Origin of the sequence: Streptomyces sp. NPDC093085, assembly GCF_040683935.1 — a bacterium.
GTDB lineage: Bacteria > Actinomycetota > Actinomycetes > Streptomycetales > Streptomycetaceae > Streptomyces.
On the sequence record NZ_JBFBFB010000008.1, the window covers coordinates 273,288 to 293,563 of the forward strand.

At 71.6% G+C, this 20,276-nt stretch carries 13 protein-coding genes; 4 read left to right on the forward strand and 9 right to left on the reverse strand.

Going from position 1 to position 20,276, the window contains the following annotated elements:
- Positions 1-35: 35 nt before the first annotated feature.
- Positions 36-5,024: an NAD-glutamate dehydrogenase gene (locus AB0O07_RS23290; protein ID WP_365636193.1), complete on the reverse strand. Its 4,989-nt coding sequence runs from the start codon at positions 5,022-5,024 to the stop codon at positions 36-38.
- A 475-nt stretch (positions 5,025-5,499) separates the two neighbouring features.
- Here AB0O07_RS23290 and AB0O07_RS23295 point away from each other — a divergent pair, with 475 nt between their 5' ends.
- Complete coding sequence (locus tag AB0O07_RS23295) at positions 5,500-6,066, forward strand: DJ-1/PfpI family protein (protein WP_365636194.1); 567 nt, start codon at positions 5,500-5,502, stop codon at positions 6,064-6,066.
- Between the two features lie 32 nt (positions 6,067-6,098).
- Here AB0O07_RS23295 and AB0O07_RS23300 read toward each other — a convergent pair whose 3' ends face one another.
- Positions 6,099-6,779, reverse strand: a complete 681-nt coding sequence (locus AB0O07_RS23300) for an HAD hydrolase-like protein (RefSeq protein WP_365636196.1) — start codon at positions 6,777-6,779, stop codon at positions 6,099-6,101.
- Between the two features lie 77 nt (positions 6,780-6,856).
- Positions 6,857-7,363 carry a hypothetical protein gene (locus AB0O07_RS23305; protein ID WP_365636198.1) on the reverse strand — a complete coding sequence of 169 codons (507 nt, stop codon included), beginning with the start codon at positions 7,361-7,363 and terminating at the stop codon, positions 6,857-6,859.
- A 280-nt stretch (positions 7,364-7,643) separates the two neighbouring features.
- Here AB0O07_RS23305 and AB0O07_RS23310 point away from each other — a divergent pair, with 280 nt between their 5' ends.
- Positions 7,644-8,135: an Rv3235 family protein gene (locus tag AB0O07_RS23310; RefSeq protein WP_365636199.1), complete on the forward strand. Its 492-nt coding sequence runs from the start codon at positions 7,644-7,646 to the stop codon at positions 8,133-8,135.
- A gap of 92 nt (positions 8,136-8,227) precedes the next feature.
- Here AB0O07_RS23310 and secA read toward each other — a convergent pair whose 3' ends face one another.
- Positions 8,228-11,050, reverse strand: a complete 2,823-nt coding sequence (gene secA / locus AB0O07_RS23315; RefSeq protein ID WP_365636200.1) for a preprotein translocase subunit SecA — start codon at positions 11,048-11,050, stop codon at positions 8,228-8,230.
- Between the two features lie 240 nt (positions 11,051-11,290).
- Here secA and AB0O07_RS23320 point away from each other — a divergent pair, with 240 nt between their 5' ends.
- Together AB0O07_RS23320 and AB0O07_RS23325 are read left to right on the forward strand one after the other, a co-directional pair.
- Positions 11,291-11,860 (forward strand): GNAT family N-acetyltransferase, encoded by a 570-nt coding sequence (locus tag AB0O07_RS23320; protein ID WP_365636202.1) that lies wholly within the window; start codon positions 11,291-11,293, stop codon positions 11,858-11,860.
- 110 nt (positions 11,861-11,970) lie between these two features.
- Positions 11,971-13,170 carry a crosslink repair DNA glycosylase YcaQ family protein gene (locus AB0O07_RS23325; protein WP_365636203.1) on the forward strand — a complete coding sequence of 400 codons (1,200 nt, stop codon included), beginning with the start codon at positions 11,971-11,973 and terminating at the stop codon, positions 13,168-13,170.
- Between the two features lie 76 nt (positions 13,171-13,246).
- Here AB0O07_RS23325 and AB0O07_RS23330 read toward each other — a convergent pair whose 3' ends face one another.
- The 5 genes from AB0O07_RS23330 to mtrB all read right to left on the reverse strand — a co-directional run bounded on the left by AB0O07_RS23330 (position 13,247) and on the right by mtrB (position 20,275).
- Complete coding sequence (locus AB0O07_RS23330; RefSeq protein WP_365636205.1) at positions 13,247-14,008, reverse strand: response regulator transcription factor; 762 nt, start codon at positions 14,006-14,008, stop codon at positions 13,247-13,249.
- A 267-nt stretch (positions 14,009-14,275) separates the two neighbouring features.
- Positions 14,276-14,965, reverse strand: coding sequence for a ribosome-associated translation inhibitor RaiA (raiA, locus tag AB0O07_RS23335; RefSeq protein WP_365636207.1), 690 nt, complete (start codon positions 14,963-14,965; stop codon positions 14,276-14,278).
- 315 nt (positions 14,966-15,280) lie between these two features.
- Positions 15,281-16,003 carry a ComF family protein gene (locus tag AB0O07_RS23340; RefSeq protein ID WP_365636208.1) on the reverse strand — a complete coding sequence of 241 codons (723 nt, stop codon included), beginning with the start codon at positions 16,001-16,003 and terminating at the stop codon, positions 15,281-15,283.
- Positions 16,004-16,299: 296 nt separating this feature from the next.
- On the reverse strand, positions 16,300-18,111 hold the full coding sequence (locus AB0O07_RS23345) for an LpqB family beta-propeller domain-containing protein (RefSeq protein WP_365636210.1): 1,812 nt from the start codon (positions 18,109-18,111) through the stop codon (positions 16,300-16,302).
- A gap of 28 nt (positions 18,112-18,139) precedes the next feature.
- Complete coding sequence (gene mtrB, locus AB0O07_RS23350; protein ID WP_365636211.1) at positions 18,140-20,275, reverse strand: MtrAB system histidine kinase MtrB; 2,136 nt, start codon at positions 20,273-20,275, stop codon at positions 18,140-18,142.
- Position 20,276: the final 1 nt, after the last annotated feature.

The following is a 20,276-nucleotide window of genomic DNA, read 5'->3' on the forward strand; positions in this document are numbered from 1 at the left end:
CGCCCCTCACACGTACCCTCGCACCCGCGTACCCCTCAGCGGTGCGTGCGCAGCAGCGTCCGCATCGTGCGCATCGCGACCGACAGGTTGGCGAGGTCGAACGCGTCGGAGTTCTGGATCTCGTCCAGCGTGGCCCGCGACCGGGTCAGGATCGCCGCGTTCTTCTTCTCCCACGCCGCGAAGCGCTCCTCGGGCGTCGCCGAGCCGTCGCCCACCGTCAGCACATCCGCCGTCAGCCCCGCGTGCGCCGCGTACAGGTCCTCGCGGATCGAGGCGCGCGCCATGGACTGCCACCGGTCGGCCCGGGGCAGCTCCACGATCCGGTCCATGAGCCCGGAGATCCGCAGCCGGTCGCCGAGGTCGTAGTAGACCTCCGCGACGGCGAGCGGGTCCTGCTCCGTACGGTCCGCGATGGCGACGATGTCGAGCGCCGGGAAGACCGAGGAGAACCCGGCGACCCGCAGGGCCAGCTCCTCAGGGACCGCGGCGTCGGTCAGCTCCGTCACGATGGAGCGGTACCACTCCAGCTCGGGGCCGCGGAGCATCGTCGGGAGCTGGGCCCAGACCCGCTCGACACCGGCGGCGAAGAAGGCGATGGTGCCCGCGATCTCCAGCGGCTGCGGCCGGTTGCCCAGCAGCCAGCGGGTGCCGCGCTCGACCAGGCGGCGGGAGTGCAGCCGGATCCGGGTCTGCGTCTCGGCCGGGACCTGGTTGTCCAGCGCCTCCACGGCGTCCCAGACCGCGTTCAGCCCGAAGATCTCCCGGGCCGCCGCCTGCGCCCGTACGATCTCCTCCACCGAGGCGCCGGTCTCCTCGCGGAGCCGGTGCAGGAAGGTCGAACCGCCGGTGTTGACCGTGTCGTTGACCAGGACCGTCGTGACGATCTCGCGGCGCAGCGCGTGCGCGTCGATCTGCTCGGCGAACCGCTCGCGGAGCTGGCGCGGGAAGTACGCGTGGAGCAGCGCGCGCAGATGCGGGTCGTCCGGCAGCTCGGTGTGGATCAGCTCCTCGGCCACCGTGATCTTGGTGTAGGCGAGCAGCACGGCGAGTTCGGGCTGGGAGAGGCCCTTGCCGGAGTTGAGGAGTTCCTTGATCTGACGGTCGGTGGGGAGGAACTCCAGCGCCCGGTCGAGGTGCCCGTCCCGGGTGAGCCGGCGCATGAAGCGCTGGTGGGCGTGGAGCAGGGAGGGCGCCTGGGCCTGGGCGTTGGCGAGGGCGGTGTTCTGCGCGTAGTTGTTGCGCAGGACGAGCGCGCCGACCTCGTCGGTCATCTCGGCGAGCAGCTTGTTGCGCTGCTTGACGGTCATGTCGCCCTCGGCGACCAGGCCGTTGAGCAGGATCTTGATGTTGACCTCGTGGTCGGAGGTGTCCACCCCGGCGCTGTTGTCGATGGCGTCGGTGTTGATCCGGCCGCCCTCGCCGCCGGCGCCGCGCCGGGCGAACTCGATGCGGCCGAGCTGCGTCAGCCCCAGGTTGCCGCCCTCGCCGACGACCTTGACCCGCAGGTCCTCGCCATTGACGCGGATGGCGTCGTTGGCCTTGTCGCCGACGTCCGCGTCCGTCTCGGTGGACGCCTTGACGTACGTACCGATCCCGCCGTTCCACAGCAGGTCGACGGGGGCCTGGAGGATGGCCTTCATCAGCTCGGCGGGCGTCAGCTTGGTGATGCCCGGTTCGATGCCCAGGGCCTCGCGGACATGGGCGTTGACGGGGATGGACTTGGCGGTACGGGGGTGGATCCCGCCGCCCGGCGAGAGCAGCCCCTTGTCGTAATCGGCCCAGGACGAGCGGGGCAGTTCGAAGAGGCGGCGGCGCTCCGCGTAGGAGGTGGCCGCTTCGGGGTGCGGGTCGAGGAAGATGTGCCGGTGGTCGAAGGCGGCCACCAGCCGGATGTGCTCGGAGAGCAGCATGCCGTTGCCGAAGACGTCGCCGGACATGTCGCCGACGCCGACGACGGTGAAGTCCTCGGTCTGGGTGTCGTGGCCGCGCTCGCGGAAGTGCCGCTTGACGGACTCCCAGGCGCCGCGCGCGGTGATGCCCATGCCCTTGTGGTCGTAGCCCGCGCTGCCGCCGGAGGCGAAGGCGTCCCCGAGCCAGAAGTCGTAGGCGACCGCGACGTCGTTGGCGATGTCGGAGAAGCTGGCGGTGCCCTTGTCGGCGGCGACGACGAGGTAGGTGTCGTCCCCGTCGTGGCGGACGACGTCGGCGGGCGGCACGACCTCGCCGGCGACCATGTTGTCGGTGATGTCGAGCAGCGCCGAGATGAAGATCTTGTACGAGGCGATGCCCTCGGCGAGCCAGGCGTCCCGGTCGACGGCCGGGTCGGGGAGCCGCTTGGCGACGAAGCCGCCCTTGGCGCCCACCGGCACGATCACCGTGTTCTTGACCATCTGGGCCTTGACCAGGCCGAGGATCTCGGTACGGAAGTCCTCCCGCCGGTCCGACCAGCGCAGCCCGCCGCGCGCGACCTTGCCGAAGCGCAGGTGGACGCCCTCGACGCGCGGGGAGTAGACCCAGATCTCGTAGGCGGGGCGGGGCGCGGGCAGGTCGGGGATGGCCTGCGGGTCGAACTTCATCGACACATAGCCATGCTGCTCACCGGCCGAGGTCCGCTGGAAGAAATTGGTCCGCAGCGTGGCCTTGATGAGGGTGAGGAAGGAGCGCAGGATGCGGTCCTCGTCGAGGCTCGCGACCTGGTCGAGGGCGCCGTCCAGCTCCTCCAGCATGGCCTCGGTCAGCTCGGTGCCCGCGCGCTGCCGCTCCGGGGACATCCGGGCCTCGAAGAGGGAGATCAGCAGCCGGGTGGTGTGCGTGTTGGAGCGGAGGGTGGCCTCCATGTACTCCTGGCTGAAGGTCGAGCCGGACTGGCGCAGGTACTTGGCGTACGCGCGGAGCACCATCGCCTGCCGCCAGTCGAGGCCGGCCCCGAGGACGAGGGAGTTGAAGCCGTCGTTCTCGGCGGCGCCGGTCCATACGGCGGCGAACGCGTTCTGGAAGCGCTCGCGGTCGTCCTCGGTGAGGAAGTCGCCGCCGGTGCCCGCGCCGGCCGCGCTCTGCGGCAGCCGGAGCCCGAAGTCGTAGATCCAGGCGTGGGTGCGGTCGGCGCAGCGCAGCTCGTACGGCCGCTCGTCGACGACCTCGACGCCGAGGCGCTGGAGGACCGGGAGGACGGCGGAGAGGGAGACCTGTTCGCCGGTGCGGTAGATCTTGAAGCGGCGCTCGCCGGGGCCGGCGCCGACCGGCTCGTACAGGGAGAGCGAGAAATCCTCGCGCTCCTGGTCGAGGGCTTCGAGGTGGACGAGGTCGGCGACGGCGGCGCGCGGCGCGTGGTCGGCCTTGTACCCCTCGGGGAAGGCGGCGCCGTACCTGCGGAGCAGTTCGGCGGCGCGCTCCTCGCCGCACTCGGCGTTGAGCGCCTCGCCGAACGCGTCGGCCCAGGAGCGGGTGGCGGCGGCGAGCCGGGCCTCGATCCGGTCGGTGTCGGCGTCGGTGAGCTTGGCCAGCTCGGTGCCCCGGGGGACCCGGACGACGAAGTGCAGCCGGGAGAGAATCGATTCTGTGTTCCACGCGGTGAAGTCGACGCTGGTGCCGCCCAGCTCCTCCTTGAGGATGTCGACGAGCCGCAGCCGGACCGCGGTGGTGTAGCGGTCCCGGGGCAGGTAGACGAGGGCCGAGTAGTAGCGGCCGTACTCGTCCTGGCGCAGGTAGAGCCGGAGCCTGCGGCGCTCCTGGAGGTAGAGCACGCTGGTGACGATCGAGCGGAGCTCGTCGACGGGCGTCTGGAAGAGCTCGTCGCGCGGGTAGGTCTCCAGGATCTGGAGGAGGTCGCGGCCGTCGTGGCTGTTGGGCGAGAAGCCCGCGCCGTCCAGGACCTCGGCGACCTTGCGGCGGATGACCGGGACGCGCCGGACGGACTCGGTGTACGCGGCGGAGGAGAAGAGCCCGAGGAAGCGGCGCTCGCCGACGACATTGCCCTTGTCGTCGAACTTCTTCACCCCGACGTAGTCGAGGTAGCTGGGGCGGTGGACGGTGGCGCGGCTGTTGGCCTTGGTGAGGACGAGCAGCTTGTGCTCGCGGGCCTTGGCGCGGGCGTCGGCGGGGAGCCGGCTGAAGGAGGGGCTGACCGGGTGGTCGTCCTCCTCGCTGTGGTGCGGGTCGGAGCGGAGCACGCCGAGCCCGGTGCCGGGGACGGCGGAGAGCGCGTCGCTGTCGGTGAGCTGGTATTCGCGGTAGCCGAGGAAGGTGAAGTGGTCGGCGGCGAGCCAGCGCAGCAGCTCGCGGGCCTCCTCGACCTCCTGGTCGCGCAGGTCGTCGGCGGTGGGCTCGGTGGGCAGGTCCTCGGCGATACGGAGCGCGGCCTGCCGCATCTTGTCCCAGTCCTCGACGGTCTCGCGGACGTCGGAGAGGATGCGGAGCAGGTCGGCGGTGATCTGCTGGAGGTCGGCGCGGTCGCTCTCGCGGTCCACCTCGACATGGATCCAGGACTCGGTGAGCGCGTCGTGGGGGCGCTCCGCGGAGTCGGCCACCCCTTCGGGGAGCACCTCGATCAGCTTTCCGGCGACATCGCGGCGCACAGTGATCTGCGGGTGGATCACGACATGGATGCCGCGGCCCTGCCGGGAGAGTTCGTTGGTGACGGAGTCGACGAGGAAGGGCATGTCGTCGGTGACGACCTCGACCACGGAGTGGCTGCACGTCCAGCCGTTCTCCTCGACCGTCGGGGTGTGCACCCGTACGTTGGCGGTGCCCTGGGGACGGTGTCCGGCGAGCCGGTAGTGGGAGAGCGCGGCGCCGAGGATGTCGGCGGACTCACGGCCCGCCAGGTCCTCGGGGGCGGTGTGCAGGTAGTAGCGCTGGAGGTACGCGAGGAGCGCGGCACCGTCGGCGCCGTCCCCGTACGGGGACACCGTGTCGTCCGGACTCCGGCCCCCCGGCCCCCCGGTACCCCCCACCGGGCTGTTCTCAGCGGCCCGGGCCGCCTGTTCGAGCAGCTCGGCCTTGGCTTCGTCCAGCTTGGTCTGCATGTCCTCTGGCTCCTGTCGCGCGCCGTTGCGTGACGTAGGTGAAGGAAGCGACACAACGCCACGACGCGGTGTTTCCGGTCGAGGTCGACGTTATGCCGCGATGAGAGATGTCCGGGGCCTTATTGACCAATTTTGACAGTCGCCGCGCTTCCGGTTCGGTACCGGACGGACGATCCTGGCCTGGGCCATGCCCGAGGTGAGCGGCGGTCGCCCGGGCGCCGTGGCGGTCCGGGCGCAGGCCGGGGGCTCCACTGCCCCCACGGCGTATCGCGCTGATCACGGGCACAAGGCTATCTCTCCCCACCGGGGCGCCGTCATGATCTGCTTGTGTACAAAAGCAAGGCTCCGAATTGGCCACTTCGGACAGGCCCACGGGGTGGTGCGGGGTGACCCGGACGGCCCGTGCGGACGGCCAGCGGTACTCGTCGGAGAGGGCTACGTTGAGACCAGAGCCCCATCCTCCCCGGGAGCAGCCATGGCACCGCAGATCCTGATCGTCACCGGTGACGCCGCCGAGTCCCTCGAAGTCCTCTATCCGTACCAGCGTCTGCGCGAAGAGGGGTACGAGGTCCATATCGCCGCTCCTTCCCGAAAGAAACTCCGGTTCGTGGTCCATGACTTCGAGCCCGGCTTCGACACGTACACCGAGAAGCCGGGGTACACCTTCCCCGCCGACCTGGCCTTCTCCGAGGTCGACCCGACGGCTTACGCCGCCCTGGTGATCCCGGGCGGCCGGGCCCCCGAATATCTGCGCGGCGACGCGGAGCTGCGCAAGATCCTCAAGTCCTTCTTCGACGCGGACAAGCCGGTGGCCCAGATCTGCCACGGCCCCCTGCTGACCGCCGCGATCGGCGAACTGGCGGGCCGGCGCGTCACCGCTTACCCGGCCCTGGAACCCGACATGCAGAGCGCGGGCGCGACCTTCCAGGACACGGAGGTCGTGGTGGACGGCCCCCTGATCTCCTCCCGGGCCTGGCCCGACCACTCCGCCTGGATGCGCGCCTTCCTGACCCTGCTCCGCACCGAGGCCCCGGTGACCTGACCGGCCGGCATCCCGTGTTCGTCGCGGTGGCGCTACGCCGTCTCCCGGGCCAGGGACACCGCCTCCTCCAGGGTGTCCACGACCGGGGCGCCGGTCCTCTCCAGCGCGGCGCGGCTGTTGGTGCCGCCGGTGTAGAGGACGGCCCGCGCTCCCACATGTGCCGCCGCCACCGCGTCGTCGACCGCGTCGCCGATCACCACCGTGCGCTCGGCGGATATCCCCCCGGCGGCCCCGGGCAGCCCCGCGAGCGCGGTCAGGTGGCGCTCCAGGTGGAGCGCCTTGCTGCCGCCGGACGGGCCCGTGCGGCCGTCGACCCGCAGGAAGTGCGGCTCGATCCCGTATCCCCGCACGACCGGGACGAGTTGGTCGTGCCCGTACATGCTCAGCAAGGACTGGCTGCCGCCCGCGAGCGCCCACCCCGCGAGCAGTTCCTCGACGCCGCGCGTCAGTCCGCACGCCACCCGCAGCTCCGTGTAGTGGCGGTGGAACGCCTCGTCCATGGCGACCCATTCGCTGTCGCTCGGCGCCCGCCCCATCAGCCGCTCGTAGAAACGCGGCAGGGGGACGCAGTGCAGCTCCCGGTAGCGGTCGAGCGTGACGGGCCCGACCGCTGTCTCCGCGAGCGCCGCGTTGGTCGCCCCGACGACCGCGCGCATGTCGTCGAGGATCGTGCCGTTCCAGTCCCACACCAGGTGGGGGGTGCGATTCCTCATGCCCAAAACCGTACCGGCCGGGTCTGACAACGTCCCCGGCGCGGCGCTGACCAGCGCAAACCGTCGCGCGGACGGGGTCAGGCGATGAGCTGCGGGATCTCCTGGACGCCGTACCAGAGCAGCTCGTGGTCCTCCGCGCCGTCCACCGTGAACCGCGCGTCGTCGTCGCCGTGGTCCGCCGCGCCGAGCGCCGCCGCCGCTGCCGTGACGTCCGCGTCCGCCTCGTCGGAGTCGACGTGCACCGCCGCGGCCGTACGGAGCGCGATCGCCCCCGCGATCCGCACCTCGCCGAGCGAGGAGGCGTCCAGCCGCAGATCGGGGTCGGAGACGGCCTCCCGGTCCGGGACGTCCGCGGCGACGACCACCCGGCGGCGGGCGGCGGCCGGGTCAGCGGCGATCAGCCGGAGCGAGGCGGCGGCGGCCCGGTTGAGGGCGGCGTACTCCAGCTCCTCGATGTCGTCCGAGAGGTACCACTCGCGCAGCCCCGGGGTCACCGCGTACGCGGTGAGCGGTCCCGGTCCCACCTCCCCCGCCCGGTGCGCCTCGGCGAGAGCGGAGAGCGTCAAGGGGACGTAGACACGCATGGCGGGGCCGCTTTCGTCGTCGGGAGAAGACCTAAGGATACGTGGGCCGCTCCCTCTTCGGGGTGACGCCCAAGGCACCCGCAGCCGTCCACCGGAAACCACGCCGGCCGGTACCGCCACGCGTCGCACCGTCCGAAGTTCGCCCGGATAGGTGAACGTGGCGCCGTGTGTCCACCCCGCTCCCCGCCCCTTGCGACGCTCCGCCGAGGCCCCGTAAAAGATGCCCCAACAGAAGTTACCGACCGGTATCCACCGGACGGGCAGAACGGGGGCGATCTGCATGCACCGGACCACTGCTTCCACCGGGACCACAACGACCAGGAACACCTCGTCCACGAGGACGGCTTCCGCCGCCAGGACCCGGCCGCCGGGCCGCCGCGACGCCCGGGGCCCCGGCGCGGCCCGCCCGCGCCCGCTCCGGCGCCCGCCCACCGCCCCCGCGCCCCACGAACTCTTCGCCGAACGGCTGCTCGCCGTCCTCAGCGGCCACCGACCCGTCCACTGGATGCTCGGCAGGACCGTGGGCGAGGCGTACGAACAGCTCGTCCGGCTCGCCCCGGGCACCCCGCTCAGGGCCAGGGGCGTCCGCCCGGTCATCCGCACCTGCCGCTGCTCACAGCCCCGCCCGGGGGTCCTGGAGGCATCCGCCAGCATCGCCGCCGGCGAACAGGTCCGCGCCCTCGCCTTCCGCCTGGAACAGAGCCCGGACCTCCGCTGGCGGTGCGCGGCCGTCGAGGTCGGCGGGGCCCCGGCACGCGGCGCCGACCGGTGACCCGCACCACGGGGCGCGCGAGGCCGCCGTACGGAAACGGGCCGGGGCGCGCACCACAGCGGTGCGCGCCCCGGCCCGTACGGCCTTCCCGGCTACTTCTTGCGGCGGCGGCCCGGCGCGCTCTTCTGCGCCTTGCGGCGCTCCGCCCGCGTCATCCCGTCCGACGTGGAGCGGGTCGGCCCGTCCGCGCTCTGGAAGTCGCCCTCGACGATGCCGCCCTCGCCGTCCACCGTGGGCGCGGAGAAGTGCAGCCGGTCGGGGCGCTGCGGCGCGTCGAGGCCCTTCGCCCGGATCTCGGGGCGCGCGGCGGCGGGCACCGCGTCCTCCTTCTTCTCCAGCGAGGTGCGCTCCGCGGCGTCCTCCACCGGGACCTCCTCGACCTGCTGCTCGACCTGGACCTCCAGGTTGAACAGATAGCCGACGGACTCCTCCTTGATGCCCTCCATCATGGCGTTGAACATGTCGAAGCCCTCCCGCTGGTACTCGACCAGCGGGTCCTTCTGGGCCATCGCCCGCAGGCCGATGCCCTCCTGGAGGTAGTCCATCTCGTACAGGTGCTCACGCCACTTGCGGTCCAGGACGGAGAGGACCACGCGGCGCTCCAGCTCCCGCATGATGTCCGAGCCGAGCTGCTTCTCGCGCTCCTCGTACTGGGCGTAGATGTCGTCCTTGATGGACTCGGAGATGAACTCGGCGGTGATCCCGGCCCGGTCGCCGGCCGCGTCCTCCAGCTCCTCGATGGTGACCTTGGCCGGGTAGAGCTGCTTGAAGGCGCCCCACAGCCGGTCCAGGTCCCACTCCTCGGCGAAGCCCTCGACGGTCTCGGCCTGGATGTACGCCTCGATCGTGTCGTCCATGAAGTGGCGCACCTGCTCCTGGAGGTCCTCGCCCTCCAGGACCCGGCGGCGCTCGCCGTAGATGACCTCGCGCTGCCGGTTGAGCACCTCGTCGTACTTCAGGACGTTCTTACGGGTCTCGAAGTTCTGCTGCTCGACCTGCGACTGCGCGGAGGCGATGGCCCGGGTGACCATCTTGTTCTCGATCGGGACGTCGTCCGGCACGTTCGCCATGGACATCACGCGCTCGACCATCTGCGCCTTGAAGAGCCGCATCAGGTCGTCGCCGAGCGAGAGGTAGAAGCGGGACTCGCCGGGGTCGCCCTGACGTCCGGAGCGACCGCGGAGCTGGTTGTCGATACGGCGCGACTCGTGGCGCTCCGTGCCCAGCACGTAGAGCCCGCCCAACTCCTTGACCTCTTCGAACTCCGACTTGACGGCCTCCTTGGCCTTCTCCAGAGCGCGCGGCAGTCCGGTCGACCACTCCTCGACCTGCTCGACGGGGTCGAGGCCGCTCTGGCGCAGCTCCGCCTCGGCGAGGTCGTCGGGGTTCCCGCCGAGCTTGATGTCCGTACCACGGCCGGCCATGTTGGTCGCGACGGTGACGGCGCCCTTCCGGCCGGCCTGGGCGACGATGATCGCCTCGCGGTCGTTCTGCTTGGCGTTCAGCACCTCGTGCGGCACGCCGCGCTTGCTGAGCTGCTGCGAGAGGTACTCGGACTTCTCGACGGAGGTGGTGCCGACCAGGACCGGCTGGCCCTTCTCGTGCCGCTCCACGATGTCGTCGACGACCGCCGCGAACTTGGCGACCTCGGTGCGGTAGATCAGGTCGGACTGGTCGAGGCGGCGCATCGGCCGGTTGGTCGGGATGGGCACGACGCCCAGCTTGTAGATCTGGTGGAACTCGGCGGCCTCGGTCATGGCCGTACCGGTCATACCGGAGAGCTTGTTGTAGAGGCGGAAGAAGTTCTGGAGGGTGATCGTGGCGAGCGTCTGGTTCTCGTCCTTGATGTCCACCCCTTCCTTCGCCTCGATCGCCTGGTGCATGCCCTCGTTGTAGCGGCGTCCGGCGAGGACACGGCCGGTGTGCTCGTCGACGATCATGACCTCGCCGTCGATGACGACGTAGTCCTTGTCGTTCTTGAACAGTTCCTTCGCCTTGATGGCGTTGTTGAGATAACCGACGAGCGGGGTGTTGACCGACTCGTACAGGTTGTCGATACCGAGCCAGTCCTCGACCTTGGAGACGCCGGACTCGTGGATGGCGACCGTGCGCTTCTTCTCGTCGACCTCGTAGTCGCCGGTCTCCTCGATGCCCTTGAGCGGGTTGCCCGCCTCGCCCTTGGTGAGCCGCCGGACCAGCTTGGCGAAGTCTCCGTACCACTTCGTGGCCTGGTCGGCGGGGCCCGAGATGATCAGCGGCGTACGCGCCTCGTCCACCAGGATCGAGTCGACCTCGTCCACGACGGCGAAGTTGTGGCCGCGCTGGACCAGCTCGTCCTTCGACCACGCCATGTTGTCGCGCAGATAGTCGAAGCCGAACTCGTTGTTCGTGCCGTATGTGATGTCGCACGCGTACTGCTCGCGGCGCTGCGCGGGCGACATGTTCGCCAGGATGCAGCCGACCTCAAGCCCCAGGAACTTGTGGACCCGCCCCATCAGCTCGGAGTCGCGCGAGGCCAGGTAGTCGTTGACCGTGATCAGGTGCACGCCCTCGCCGGAGAGCGCGTTGAGGTACGCGGGGAGCGTGCCGACGAGGGTCTTGCCCTCACCGGTCTTCATCTCGGCGACGAAGCCGAGGTGGAGCGCGGCCCCGCCCATGATCTGCACGTCGTAGTGGCGCTGGCCCAGGACACGCTTGGCCGCCTCACGGACGGTGGCGAACGCCTCGGGGAGCAGGTCGTCCAGGCTCTCGCCGTCGGCGTACCGCTCTTTGTACTCGGCGGTGAGCGCCTTCAACTCCGCATCGGAGAGGTTGACGAAGTCCTCTTCGATGGAGTTGACCTGGTCCGCGATGCGGTGCAGTTTGCGCAGGATCTTGCCTTCGCCTGCACGCATGAGCTTGTTGAAGACGGACACTGAGGCTGGTCTCCTTGCCGGTCGGGCCTGGCACGTGGTCGGTATCGGACACGGGCGCGGGCACGGCAGGCGGGCCCCACCGCAACGGCCATCGTAAGCGAGGACGCGGCCGCGCCGGGAGGGCCGCCGTCGCGCGGGTCTGCCGCCCACCCGCCTATATGAACGCGCGGAGACCACGGAAGGTGCCGGTACGGCCGAAAACCACTCGCCCCGGGTCTACGGGCTCCGCAGAATCCGTCCATGGAACCCGTCTCCCTCACCACCGCGCGCCTCCTGCTCCGCCCCCTGGGCCCCGACGACGCCGCCGCCGTCCACGCGATCTGCCAGGACCCCGGGATACAGCGCTGGGTGGCCCTCCCCACCCCGTACGAGCCCGAGCACGCGGAACGCTTCGTCGAGCAGAGCGTGCCGGACGGCTGGCGCTCGGGGACGATCTGCACCTTCGGGATGCTGCCGGCCGACGGCGGCCCGCTGCTGGGCGCCGTGAACGCGCACCGTCAGACCGGCACCTGGGAGATCGGCTACTGGACGGCGAGGGAGCACCGGGGCCGCGGCTATACGACGGAGGCGGTACGGGCCGTGGCGCACTGGTCCTTCACGGCGCTGGGCGCGGGGCGGCTGGAGTGGCGCGCCGAGGTCGGCAACACGGGGTCACGGGCGGTGGCGGAGCGGGCCGGTTTCACGGTGGAGGGGGTGCTGCGCGCGGCGGTTTTCCAGCAGGGCACGCTGCGGGACGCGTGGGTGGGCTCGCTGCTCCCCTCGGACCTGGGGCTGGCGGGGCCGTACGCGTATCTGCCCCACCCGGGGTGACCGGCGGGCCCCGCCGATCAGGCGGGCCGACGGCGCGTATCCGCAGGTCAAAGGGTGGCCGCCACCGTCTCCCGGGCCCGTTGTCAGTGCCGGCGTCTATCGTGCGGTCCATGACGACTGCGCCGCCCGCCACTCTCGAACTCTCCGCCGACGAGGCCCGCCGCACGGCACTGCGCGCCCAGGGCTTCCTGGGCGCGCAGGACCGACGCGGCGGGGTACGGGGGGTGCTCCGCCACCTCGGCGCCGTCCAGCTCGACACGATCTCGGTGCTGGCCAGGTCGCACGAGCTGATTCCGTACGCACGGCTGGGCGCGGTGGGCCGCCGTACGGTCGAGGACGCCTACTGGACGCCGCCGGGCGACGGCACCGCGCCCGCCGAGCCGCACGCGTTCGAGTACTGGTCGCACGCGGCGTGCGTGCTGCCCATCGAGGAGTGGCCGCACTTCGCCTTCCGCCGCCGCGCCTACCGCGCCCGCCCGCACTGGCACCACGAGCTGACGGACGGCGCGTACGACGCGGTGATCAAGCAGTTGCGCGCCGAGGGCCCGCTGACCGCCACGGAGCTGGGCGGCGCCAAGAACGGCGGCCTGTGGTGGGACTGGTCGGAGGCGAAGGTCGCCGTCGAGCGCGCCCTGATGTACGGGGAGGTGGTGTGCACCGGGCGGCGGAGCTGGAAGCGGGTGTACGACCTCGCGGAGCGCGCCATTCCGGACCCGCTGCTCCATGACGACCTGGATGACACGGAGTGCCTGCGCCGGCTGGTGGCGCTCGCCGGGCAGTCGCTCGGGGTGGGCACCCGCGCCGACATCGCCGACTACCACCGGCTCAAGGGCGAGCAGTTCGACGCGGTGGTAGCGGACTCGGGGCTGGTCCCGGTACGGGTCGAGGGGTGGTCGAAGCCGGCCTGGGCGGACCCGGCGGCGCTGGCGAGCCCCCCGCGCGGCCGGCACCGTACGACCCTGCTGTCGCCGTTCGACTCGCTGATCTGGGAGCGGGCCCGCACCGAGCGGATCTTCGGATTCAGCCACCGGCTGGAGGCGTACGTCCCCAAGGCGAAGCGGATACACGGCTACTTCGCGATGCCGCTGCTCTCCGGGGGCCGGCTGCTGGGCCGGGTCGACCCGGCGCGCGAAGGACGGACGCTGGTGGCCAAGCAGGTGTCGCTGGACACCCCGAAGGCCGTGGCCCCGATGGCGACGGCGCTGCGGGAGGCCGCGGAGTGGGTCGGCTGCACGGATGTACGGGTGGAGCGCGTCGACCCGCCGGAGCTGCGCGCCCCGCTGGAGCGTGCCCTCACCGAGGCGGAGTGAGACCGGAACACGAGGTGGCTCCGGGGCGGAGATGACTCGGGAGAGTGGGTGACTCCGGGGCCCGGGGGCTCCGGAGTCAGCGGATTTCGAGGATCTTCTCGCGCATCGCGTAGACCACGGCCTCCATCCGGGAGTGGAGTTGCAGCTTCTCCAGGATGTTGCGGACGTGGTTCTTCACGGTGTTCTCGGAGATGAACAACTCCTTGGCGATGTCCCGGTTGTTCATCCCGGTGGCCACCAGCTTCAGCACCTCCAGCTCCCGGTCGGTCAGCCGGGGCGCGGGCAGCAGCCTGCGCTCGTCGGTGCGCTGGATCATCGACTTGAACTCGGTGAGCAGCTTGGACGCCATGGACGGGCTGATCTGCGACTGGCCGTCGGCCACGGCGCGGATCGCGGTGGCGACCTCGTCGGTGGAGATCTCCTTGAGGAGGTAGCCGGTGGCGCCCGCCTTGATCGCGTCGTAGAGGTCGGCCTCCTCGTCGCTGATCGTCAGCATGATGATCTTCGCGCTGGGCGCCACCTCCTTGATGGAGGTGCACGCCTCGATACCGCCGCGCTTGGGCATCCTGACGTCCATCAGCACGATGTCCGGCAGCAGGTCCGCGGCCTTGTCGACGGCCTCGGCGCCGTCCCCCGCCTCCCCGACGACCTGGATGTCCTCCTCCTGCGCGAGGACGATCTCCAGCCCCCGGCGGAAGAGCGCGTGGTCGTCCACGACGAGGACCCGGATCGGTTCCGGGCGCGTACCGCCCGGAACCGTCTCCGCGTCGGCCTCGGCGCCGCCCACCGCGCCGCCGGCCCCACCGGCGTGATGCACCGGTCCGAAGGTGTCCGCCATCATTCCTCCCCCTGAGGGCCATGGCCCGCATTCATGAGTCATGAGTACCGGCCAACCGCAGTTCGCAGACCACTTGTTGGCTTGCCCTGCCATGATTTCATGCCCGGGAGGTGAAGGGGTCGTCCTCAGGACGTGCCCGGGTGTCCCCAAGGGCTCTACGAACGCTCGGGGACACCGACGGGCGTATTGTTCCAGCCGCTTTTCCGGCTGGATTCCGGCGTTTCCACGGGTGATCGCCGGGGCCGGCCGGTGGATCCGACCCGTGGGTCAGCCGCCGAGCGCACCGCCCGCGCCGCCCGCCTCCGAGCCGGCCAGCGGGTCCGTCCTGAGATGAATGACGCCGTAGTCGTAGGCGTGGCGCCGGTAGACGACGCTGGGTTCCTTGGTGTCGGAATCGACGAAGAGATAGAAGTCGTGACCGACCAGCTCCATCTCGTAGAGCGCCTGATCGAGGGTCATGGGCGCGGCGACATGGGTCTTCTCACGGACCACCAGCGGGCCTTCGCCCTGTACCTCCAACGTCCCGATCATGGTGGTGGGGACGGCCTCGCGGACCTCGTCCGCCACCGTCGCGCCGTTCGCGTCCAGCCGGGCCACGTCGGGAACCACATCGACCACCTCCGCCGCCGACAACCGGCCGTTGCCCCGCCGGTTGTGGCGCTTCTCGTGCTGCTTCCGCAGCCGCGCCTCCAGCTTGCCGGTGGCCAGGTCGAGCGCCGCGTACGGATCGGCGGCGGCCGCCTCCGCACGGATCACGGGGCCCCGCGAGTGCAGGGTGATCTCCACCCGGTCACTCCGCTCGGCCTGCCGCGGGTTGTGCTCCTTGGACACCTCGACATCGAGGCTGATCACCTTGGCGTCGAGCTTCTGGATCTTCTCCAGCTTCAGCTTCTCCGCCACGTGCTTGCGGAACCGCTCAGGTACCTCTGTCTTGCGGCCCTTGACGACGATGTCCACGCAGAACTCCGTTCCCGGATCACTCCGCCTCGTCGCGGAGTTCTCCTTGTTGCACCAGGCCCCGGGTGGTCACCGGAGCCTCGGACTTGGCGACTTTCACCTCCTCCTCCCCCAGCGGCGAGATCCCCACTCCCCTGAACTCACGGGGGTCTGAAAAGCGCCGGAGCACACCAGTGCATTCCACGAGTCATGGCTCGCGCCATTCCTCATAACCGAACATAGACCCCCCGGACGGGTGTCGGCACCCGCTACCGGGAGGTACCTCTGTTCCGCTCTTTTCCTGCCCTGTTTACCTGCAACGATGCACGCTCGCCGTCAGTTCCGGTTTATTTCGAAAGACAGCGGCGGAGCGGCCACCACGGCGGCGCTCACCGGTACGCCTCCGGAAATACCGGAACCTATTGCGGCACGCAGTGCCCTCGCGCCTTCGGCTATCGAGGCACCGGTTGTCATGACATCGTCCACCAGCACCACCCGGCCTCCTTCCAGCAGCCGGGTACCCCCGACGGCGACCTCCAAAGCCCCCGCGAGATTCGCCTGCCGCTGCCGGGCGCCGAGCCCCGCCTGATCGGCCACCGCGCGGCGCTGCCGGAGCAGCGGCAGCACCCGGCACTCCCGCCCGGAGCGCCGCAGCTCCCCGGCTGCGGCCAGCGCCACCCGGCGCCCCGCGTCATGCCCCCGCGCGCCCACCGCGCGCCGCGTGGACGGCACCGGGACCAGCAGCAGCGGCCCCACCCCGGTCCCGGGCGGCGCGGCGGCCCGTACCGCGCCCGCCAGGGCCCGCCCCAGGGGTCCGGCGAGGCCCAGCGCCCCGCGCTCCTTGTGGGCGAGCAGAACCGCCCGTACGGCGTCCTCGTACGGCGCGGCGGCGTGCACGGCGGGCAGCCCCGGCGGCTCCGGCACCGGCCGCACCCGGCACGGCCACGCCCCGTACAGGGCCCGGCCACATGGCTCGCACAGAGGTGTCCTGGGGCTCCCGCAGCCGCCACAGGCGACCGGCAGCACCAGGCCGGTGATCTCCCGCCACCACGCCCGCATGAGACACACTGTGCCAACCCGGGCTCCGCCCGGCCACCCCTGTGGACAACACATTCCGGCAAAGCCGCCACCGGCCGTTTCCACCCCCGCGAGGGCGCCCGCGCAGAACCCGCGCGCCCCCGGCGCACCACGCGCGGAGTGCCCTCACGGCCGTACGCCCGCCCCGTGAAGACCGTACGAGCAGACCCCCTGCGGAAGCCTGCTGAAGCCCCCTGACCCCCTCCGGAAGCCCCCGAAAGCGCCCTGCGGGAGGCCCCCCGGAGCCAGAGGCCCCCGCCCCGGAGCCCGCCCCGGCGTCAGCCCGGGTAGACCGGGGAGGACCCCACCTCGACCATGGTCTGCCAGTTCGCCCCCGTGGGCAGCCGGACGATCCCGGCGTCCTCGGAGTCGGCCACCACGGGCTGCTGGTCGTCGTCGGCCGCGGCGATCGCCGTCACCTGGTTCAGCCCCGGCAGCACGCTCGACGCCGAGGTCGACCCGTCGGTCTGTATGTAGCGGACCTGCTGGACGCCGCCCTGCTCCTTGCCGACCACCACGAGCCTGCTCGGCCCCGCCCAGGAGACCGCGGTGACCGTCTCCATCTGCGGCGCGGCCGACAGCAGCGCCGTCACCGACACCACCGGGTCGGGCCCCGAGCCCTGCCGCTCCACCCGCCCGATCTGGAGCGTGGTACGGCCGTCCTTGGTCAGCAGCAGCGCGATCCGCACCCCGTCCGCCGACACCCGCAGCCCCTCGATCCTGGCCCCGTCCAGCCCCTCGACCGTGACCGGCTGCGGGGTCCCCGTACCGCCCGCGAAGCGCAGCAGCCGGGGCGCGGCCGGGTCCCGGTCGGCGACCCACAGATCGCCGCGCCCGTCCCAGGACGGCGCCGACAGCCGCCGCTTCTCGTCCGGTCCCTTGCTGGCGGCCAGCGGTTCGCCCGGTTCGCTGTCCGCCAGGATCGACGACACATAGAGCGACTTGGCGTCCTTGGTGACCCCGGCCGCGTGCTTCTCGTCGCGCGCCACCCCGACCCAGCCGAGCTTCAGCTCGCCCTTGCCGAGCGGCCCGATCACCTGCGACCGGTCGACGCTCTCGCCGCCGCCCGCGGTCTGGAGCAGCGAGAGCCGCCCCTGGTCGTCCACGTAGTACGGGTTGTCGGGCCGCCCCGTGGTGCGGTCCGGCGCGAACTCCTTGGCCTGGTCGCCGCTGAGCACACAGAGCGAGGAGCCGTCCGCCAGCAGCTCGACCTGCCCCACCGGGGTGGCCGTCAGGTCCCGCAGGGTGAAGAGGAGTTGCGCGGCCATCTTGCGGCACTGTGTGCGCCCCGCCTTGGCCGCCTTCGCGTTGAGCGGCACCTTGAGGGCGTTACGGTCGTCGAACTCCAGCGAGGTGGTGCCCTTCTGGAGCGCCGTACCGGCCGGGAACGGCGAGTCCACCACCGGCTTCAGCCAGTTCGTCGGACCGTCGAGAAGCTCCTTGACCGCCTGGGTGACCGGGTCCATCCGGCTCGTCGGGTCTATCCGCTGCCGGATGTAGACCGGGTCGGCGACCAGCCAGTCCTCCCCCGAGGCGAAGTAGTACTTGTTCACGGAGCGGTAGTTGCGCTGGAAGTCCGACTCACCGAGCACCAGCCCCTGGGGCAGCTCGTCGATCCGCCACTCCTTGGTGCCGCCGATGTTCTGGCGCACCAGATGGATGGATCCGTTGTACGCGGTCGGCTCCATCGGCTGATAGGCGTGCGAGGAGTCCACATCGGCGATCCGGTCGCCGTACAGCGGATAGGTCAGCCCGCCGGTCTCCGAGCCCGACGCCTCCTTGGGGGTCGCGGGGTCCGGCGCGGCGCGCAGCACCGTCGTACCCGCGCCGGGCTGCCAGTAGCGGGAGGCCTCCGGCGTCAGATACTTCCTGGCCATCGCGAAGTCGGGATCGTCGCTGGTCATGGCCTCCAGGAAGCCGTCCACGATCTCGGCGGGGCGGGCCTTCTCGCGCGGCGGTACGGCGTACACCCGCACCTGGGACTCCCCGGCCGGGGACGCCTTGACCGGCTCCACGTCCCCGCTGTCGGGGATCGAGGCGCACCCGGCCAGCAGCACGGCGAGCACTCCCGGCACGACCGGGGTGCGCACCGCCCTTCCCAGCCCGAACCGACGGCGGTCAGCGCCCACGTACCGTGCCCTCCCGTTGCTGTCGTTCCTGCCGTTCCTGAGCCGCCCGCGCGGAACCGTCGGCCCCGCTTCCGGCGCCTTCCGCATCGTCCGCCCGCCCCCCGGCGCCTTCGGTACCACCCTCGCCGCCGCCCTCGGGCACCCGCTCCTCGGCGGGCCGCACCACCCGGGCGCCGCTCCCCGGCAGCGCGGCGGGGTCCACCGCCGCGGTCGTACGGGGCAGCGTCGCGGGCCCCGGGGCGGCCGGGAGCGCGGCGCGCTCCATGCGTGGCTGGGCCGGCACGGCGGCCAGCCGGTGCGCGCTCGCCTTCGGGTCGGCGGCCCCGGCGTTCTCCCGGTTGCGCCGGGAGTCCTCCGGCTCCAGCGGTATCGGGGAGCCGCGCAGCGCCTCGTCGGCGGTGCGCGGCAGGGTCAGCCGGAACTGGGAGCCGCCGCCGGGCTCGCCCCACGCCTGGAGCCAGCCGCCGTGCAGCCGGGCGTCCTCCACGGCGATCGACAGACCGAGCCCGGTGCCGCCGGTGGTCCTGGCGCGGGCCGGGTCGGCGCGCCAGAACCGGTTGAAGACCCGGGTGGCCTCGCCGGGCTTGAGCCCCACCCCGTAGTCGCGCACGGCGACCGCGACGGCGCCGCCCGCGGCCCCGAGCCGCACCACGACATCCCGTCCCTCGCCGTGCTCGACGGCGTTGACGACCAGGTTGCGCAGGACCCGCTCGACCCGGCGGGCGTCGGCCTCGGCGACCACGGGCTGTTCGTCGCCGCGCACCAGGATCCGGCTGCCCTTCCGCTCGGCCAGCGGCTCGGCGCCGCCGATCACCCGGCGTACCACCTCGCGCAGATCTATCGGCTCGGCCTCCAGGGCCGCCGCGCCCGCGTCGAAGCGGCTGATCTCCAGCAGGTCGGAGAGGAGCGACTCGAACCGGTCGAGCTGGTCCCCGAGGAGTTCGGCGGAGCGGGCCGTCACCGGATCGAAGTCGGCGCGGGCCTCGTGGATGACGTCGGCGGCCATCCGTACGGTCGTCAGCGGGGTGCGCAGCTCGTGCGAGACGTCGGAGACGAAGCGCCGCTGCATCCGCGACAGCTCCTCCAGTTGCTGGATCTTGAGCTGGAGGTTCTGTGCCATCTTGTTGAAGGCTTCACCGAGGCGGGCGATGTCGTCCTCGCCGGTGACCTTCATGCGTTCCTGGAGGCGTCCGGTGGAGAGCCGTTCGGCGATGCCCGCGGCCATCCGTACGGGCGTGACGACCTGCCGCACCACCAGCCAGGCGATGGCGCCCAGCAGGACGACGACGAAGAGCCCGGCGGTGGCCAGGGTGCCCTTGACCAGGTTGAGCGACTGCTCCTCCTGGGTCAGCGGGAAGAGGTAGTAGAGCTCGTACGCGTTGCCGTCGGCGTCGTTCAGCCGCTTGCCGACGATCAGCCCCGGTTCCGGGTCCCGCGCCTCGGTGGCCCGGGTGTAGCGGATCAGTGCGTATGTCTCGTAGGTCCCGGTGCCCTGCGCGACCGCGGTCCGCAGATCGAGGGGGACGCTGGAGAAGTCGACGCCGCCGGAGACCCGGGGGGCCCGGCTGGTGGAGGCCGCGTCCTGCCCGTCGGGGCTCAGGGCGACCACGTTGAAGGCGCCGGGGCCGCCGCTGGCGAGCTGTTCGACCAGGTCGGAGCGCCAGTTGACGGAGTTACGGCCGGACCGTGCGCCGGATCCGTCGCCGTCCCTGCCGCCGAACTGGGCGGCCGGGGAGTCGGCCTTCTCCTTGGCCACGGTGAAGCCGCCGGCCGCCTGGCTCTGGGCGGCCTTCTCCTTGGCTTCGAGCAGGCCGTTGCGGACCTGCCCGATCACCACGAACCCGAGCAGCAGCACCACGCCCAGCGACATCAGCAGGGTCGCCGCGACGACCCGGAGCTGGATGTTCCGCCGCCAGAGCCGTACCGCCGGGAGCAGCGGGCGCCGTACCCAGCGCACCAGCAGCCGGAGCACCGGGGCGCCCGGCGAGCCGTCCTGGAGCAGCCGGCCGCTCTGGAGGAGCCGGACCACCCTCGGGAAGAGCTCCCCGGGCCCGGCGGCCCGCCCCGCACGGACCCCCGGCCCACCGGGTTCACCGGGCTTCGGGGCAGCGCCGCCGCCGGGCATG

Bases quoted from the DNA above. Each gene is read 5' to 3' on its own strand.
- AB0O07_RS23290 (WP_365636193.1), bottom strand. From the start codon at position 5,024: ATGCAGACCAAGCTGGACGAAGCCAAGGCCGAGCTGCTCGAACAGGCG.
- AB0O07_RS23310 (WP_365636199.1), top strand. From the start codon at position 7,644: ATGCACCGGACCACTGCTTCCACCGGGACCACAACGACCAGGAACACC.
- mtrB (WP_365636211.1), bottom strand. From the start codon at position 20,275: ATGCCCGGCGGCGGCGCTGCCCCGAAGCCCGGTGAACCCGGTGGGCCG.
- AB0O07_RS23325 (WP_365636203.1), top strand. From the start codon at position 11,971: ATGACGACTGCGCCGCCCGCCACTCTCGAACTCTCCGCCGACGAGGCC.
- AB0O07_RS23295 (WP_365636194.1), top strand. From the start codon at position 5,500: ATGGCACCGCAGATCCTGATCGTCACCGGTGACGCCGCCGAGTCCCTC.
- AB0O07_RS23330 (WP_365636205.1), bottom strand. From the start codon at position 14,008: ATGGCGGACACCTTCGGACCGGTGCATCACGCCGGTGGGGCCGGCGGC.
- AB0O07_RS23340 (WP_365636208.1), bottom strand. From the start codon at position 16,003: ATGCGGGCGTGGTGGCGGGAGATCACCGGCCTGGTGCTGCCGGTCGCC.
- AB0O07_RS23305 (WP_365636198.1), bottom strand. From the start codon at position 7,363: ATGCGTGTCTACGTCCCCTTGACGCTCTCCGCTCTCGCCGAGGCGCAC.
- AB0O07_RS23320 (WP_365636202.1), top strand. From the start codon at position 11,291: ATGGAACCCGTCTCCCTCACCACCGCGCGCCTCCTGCTCCGCCCCCTG.
- AB0O07_RS23300 (WP_365636196.1), bottom strand. From the start codon at position 6,779: ATGAGGAATCGCACCCCCCACCTGGTGTGGGACTGGAACGGCACGATC.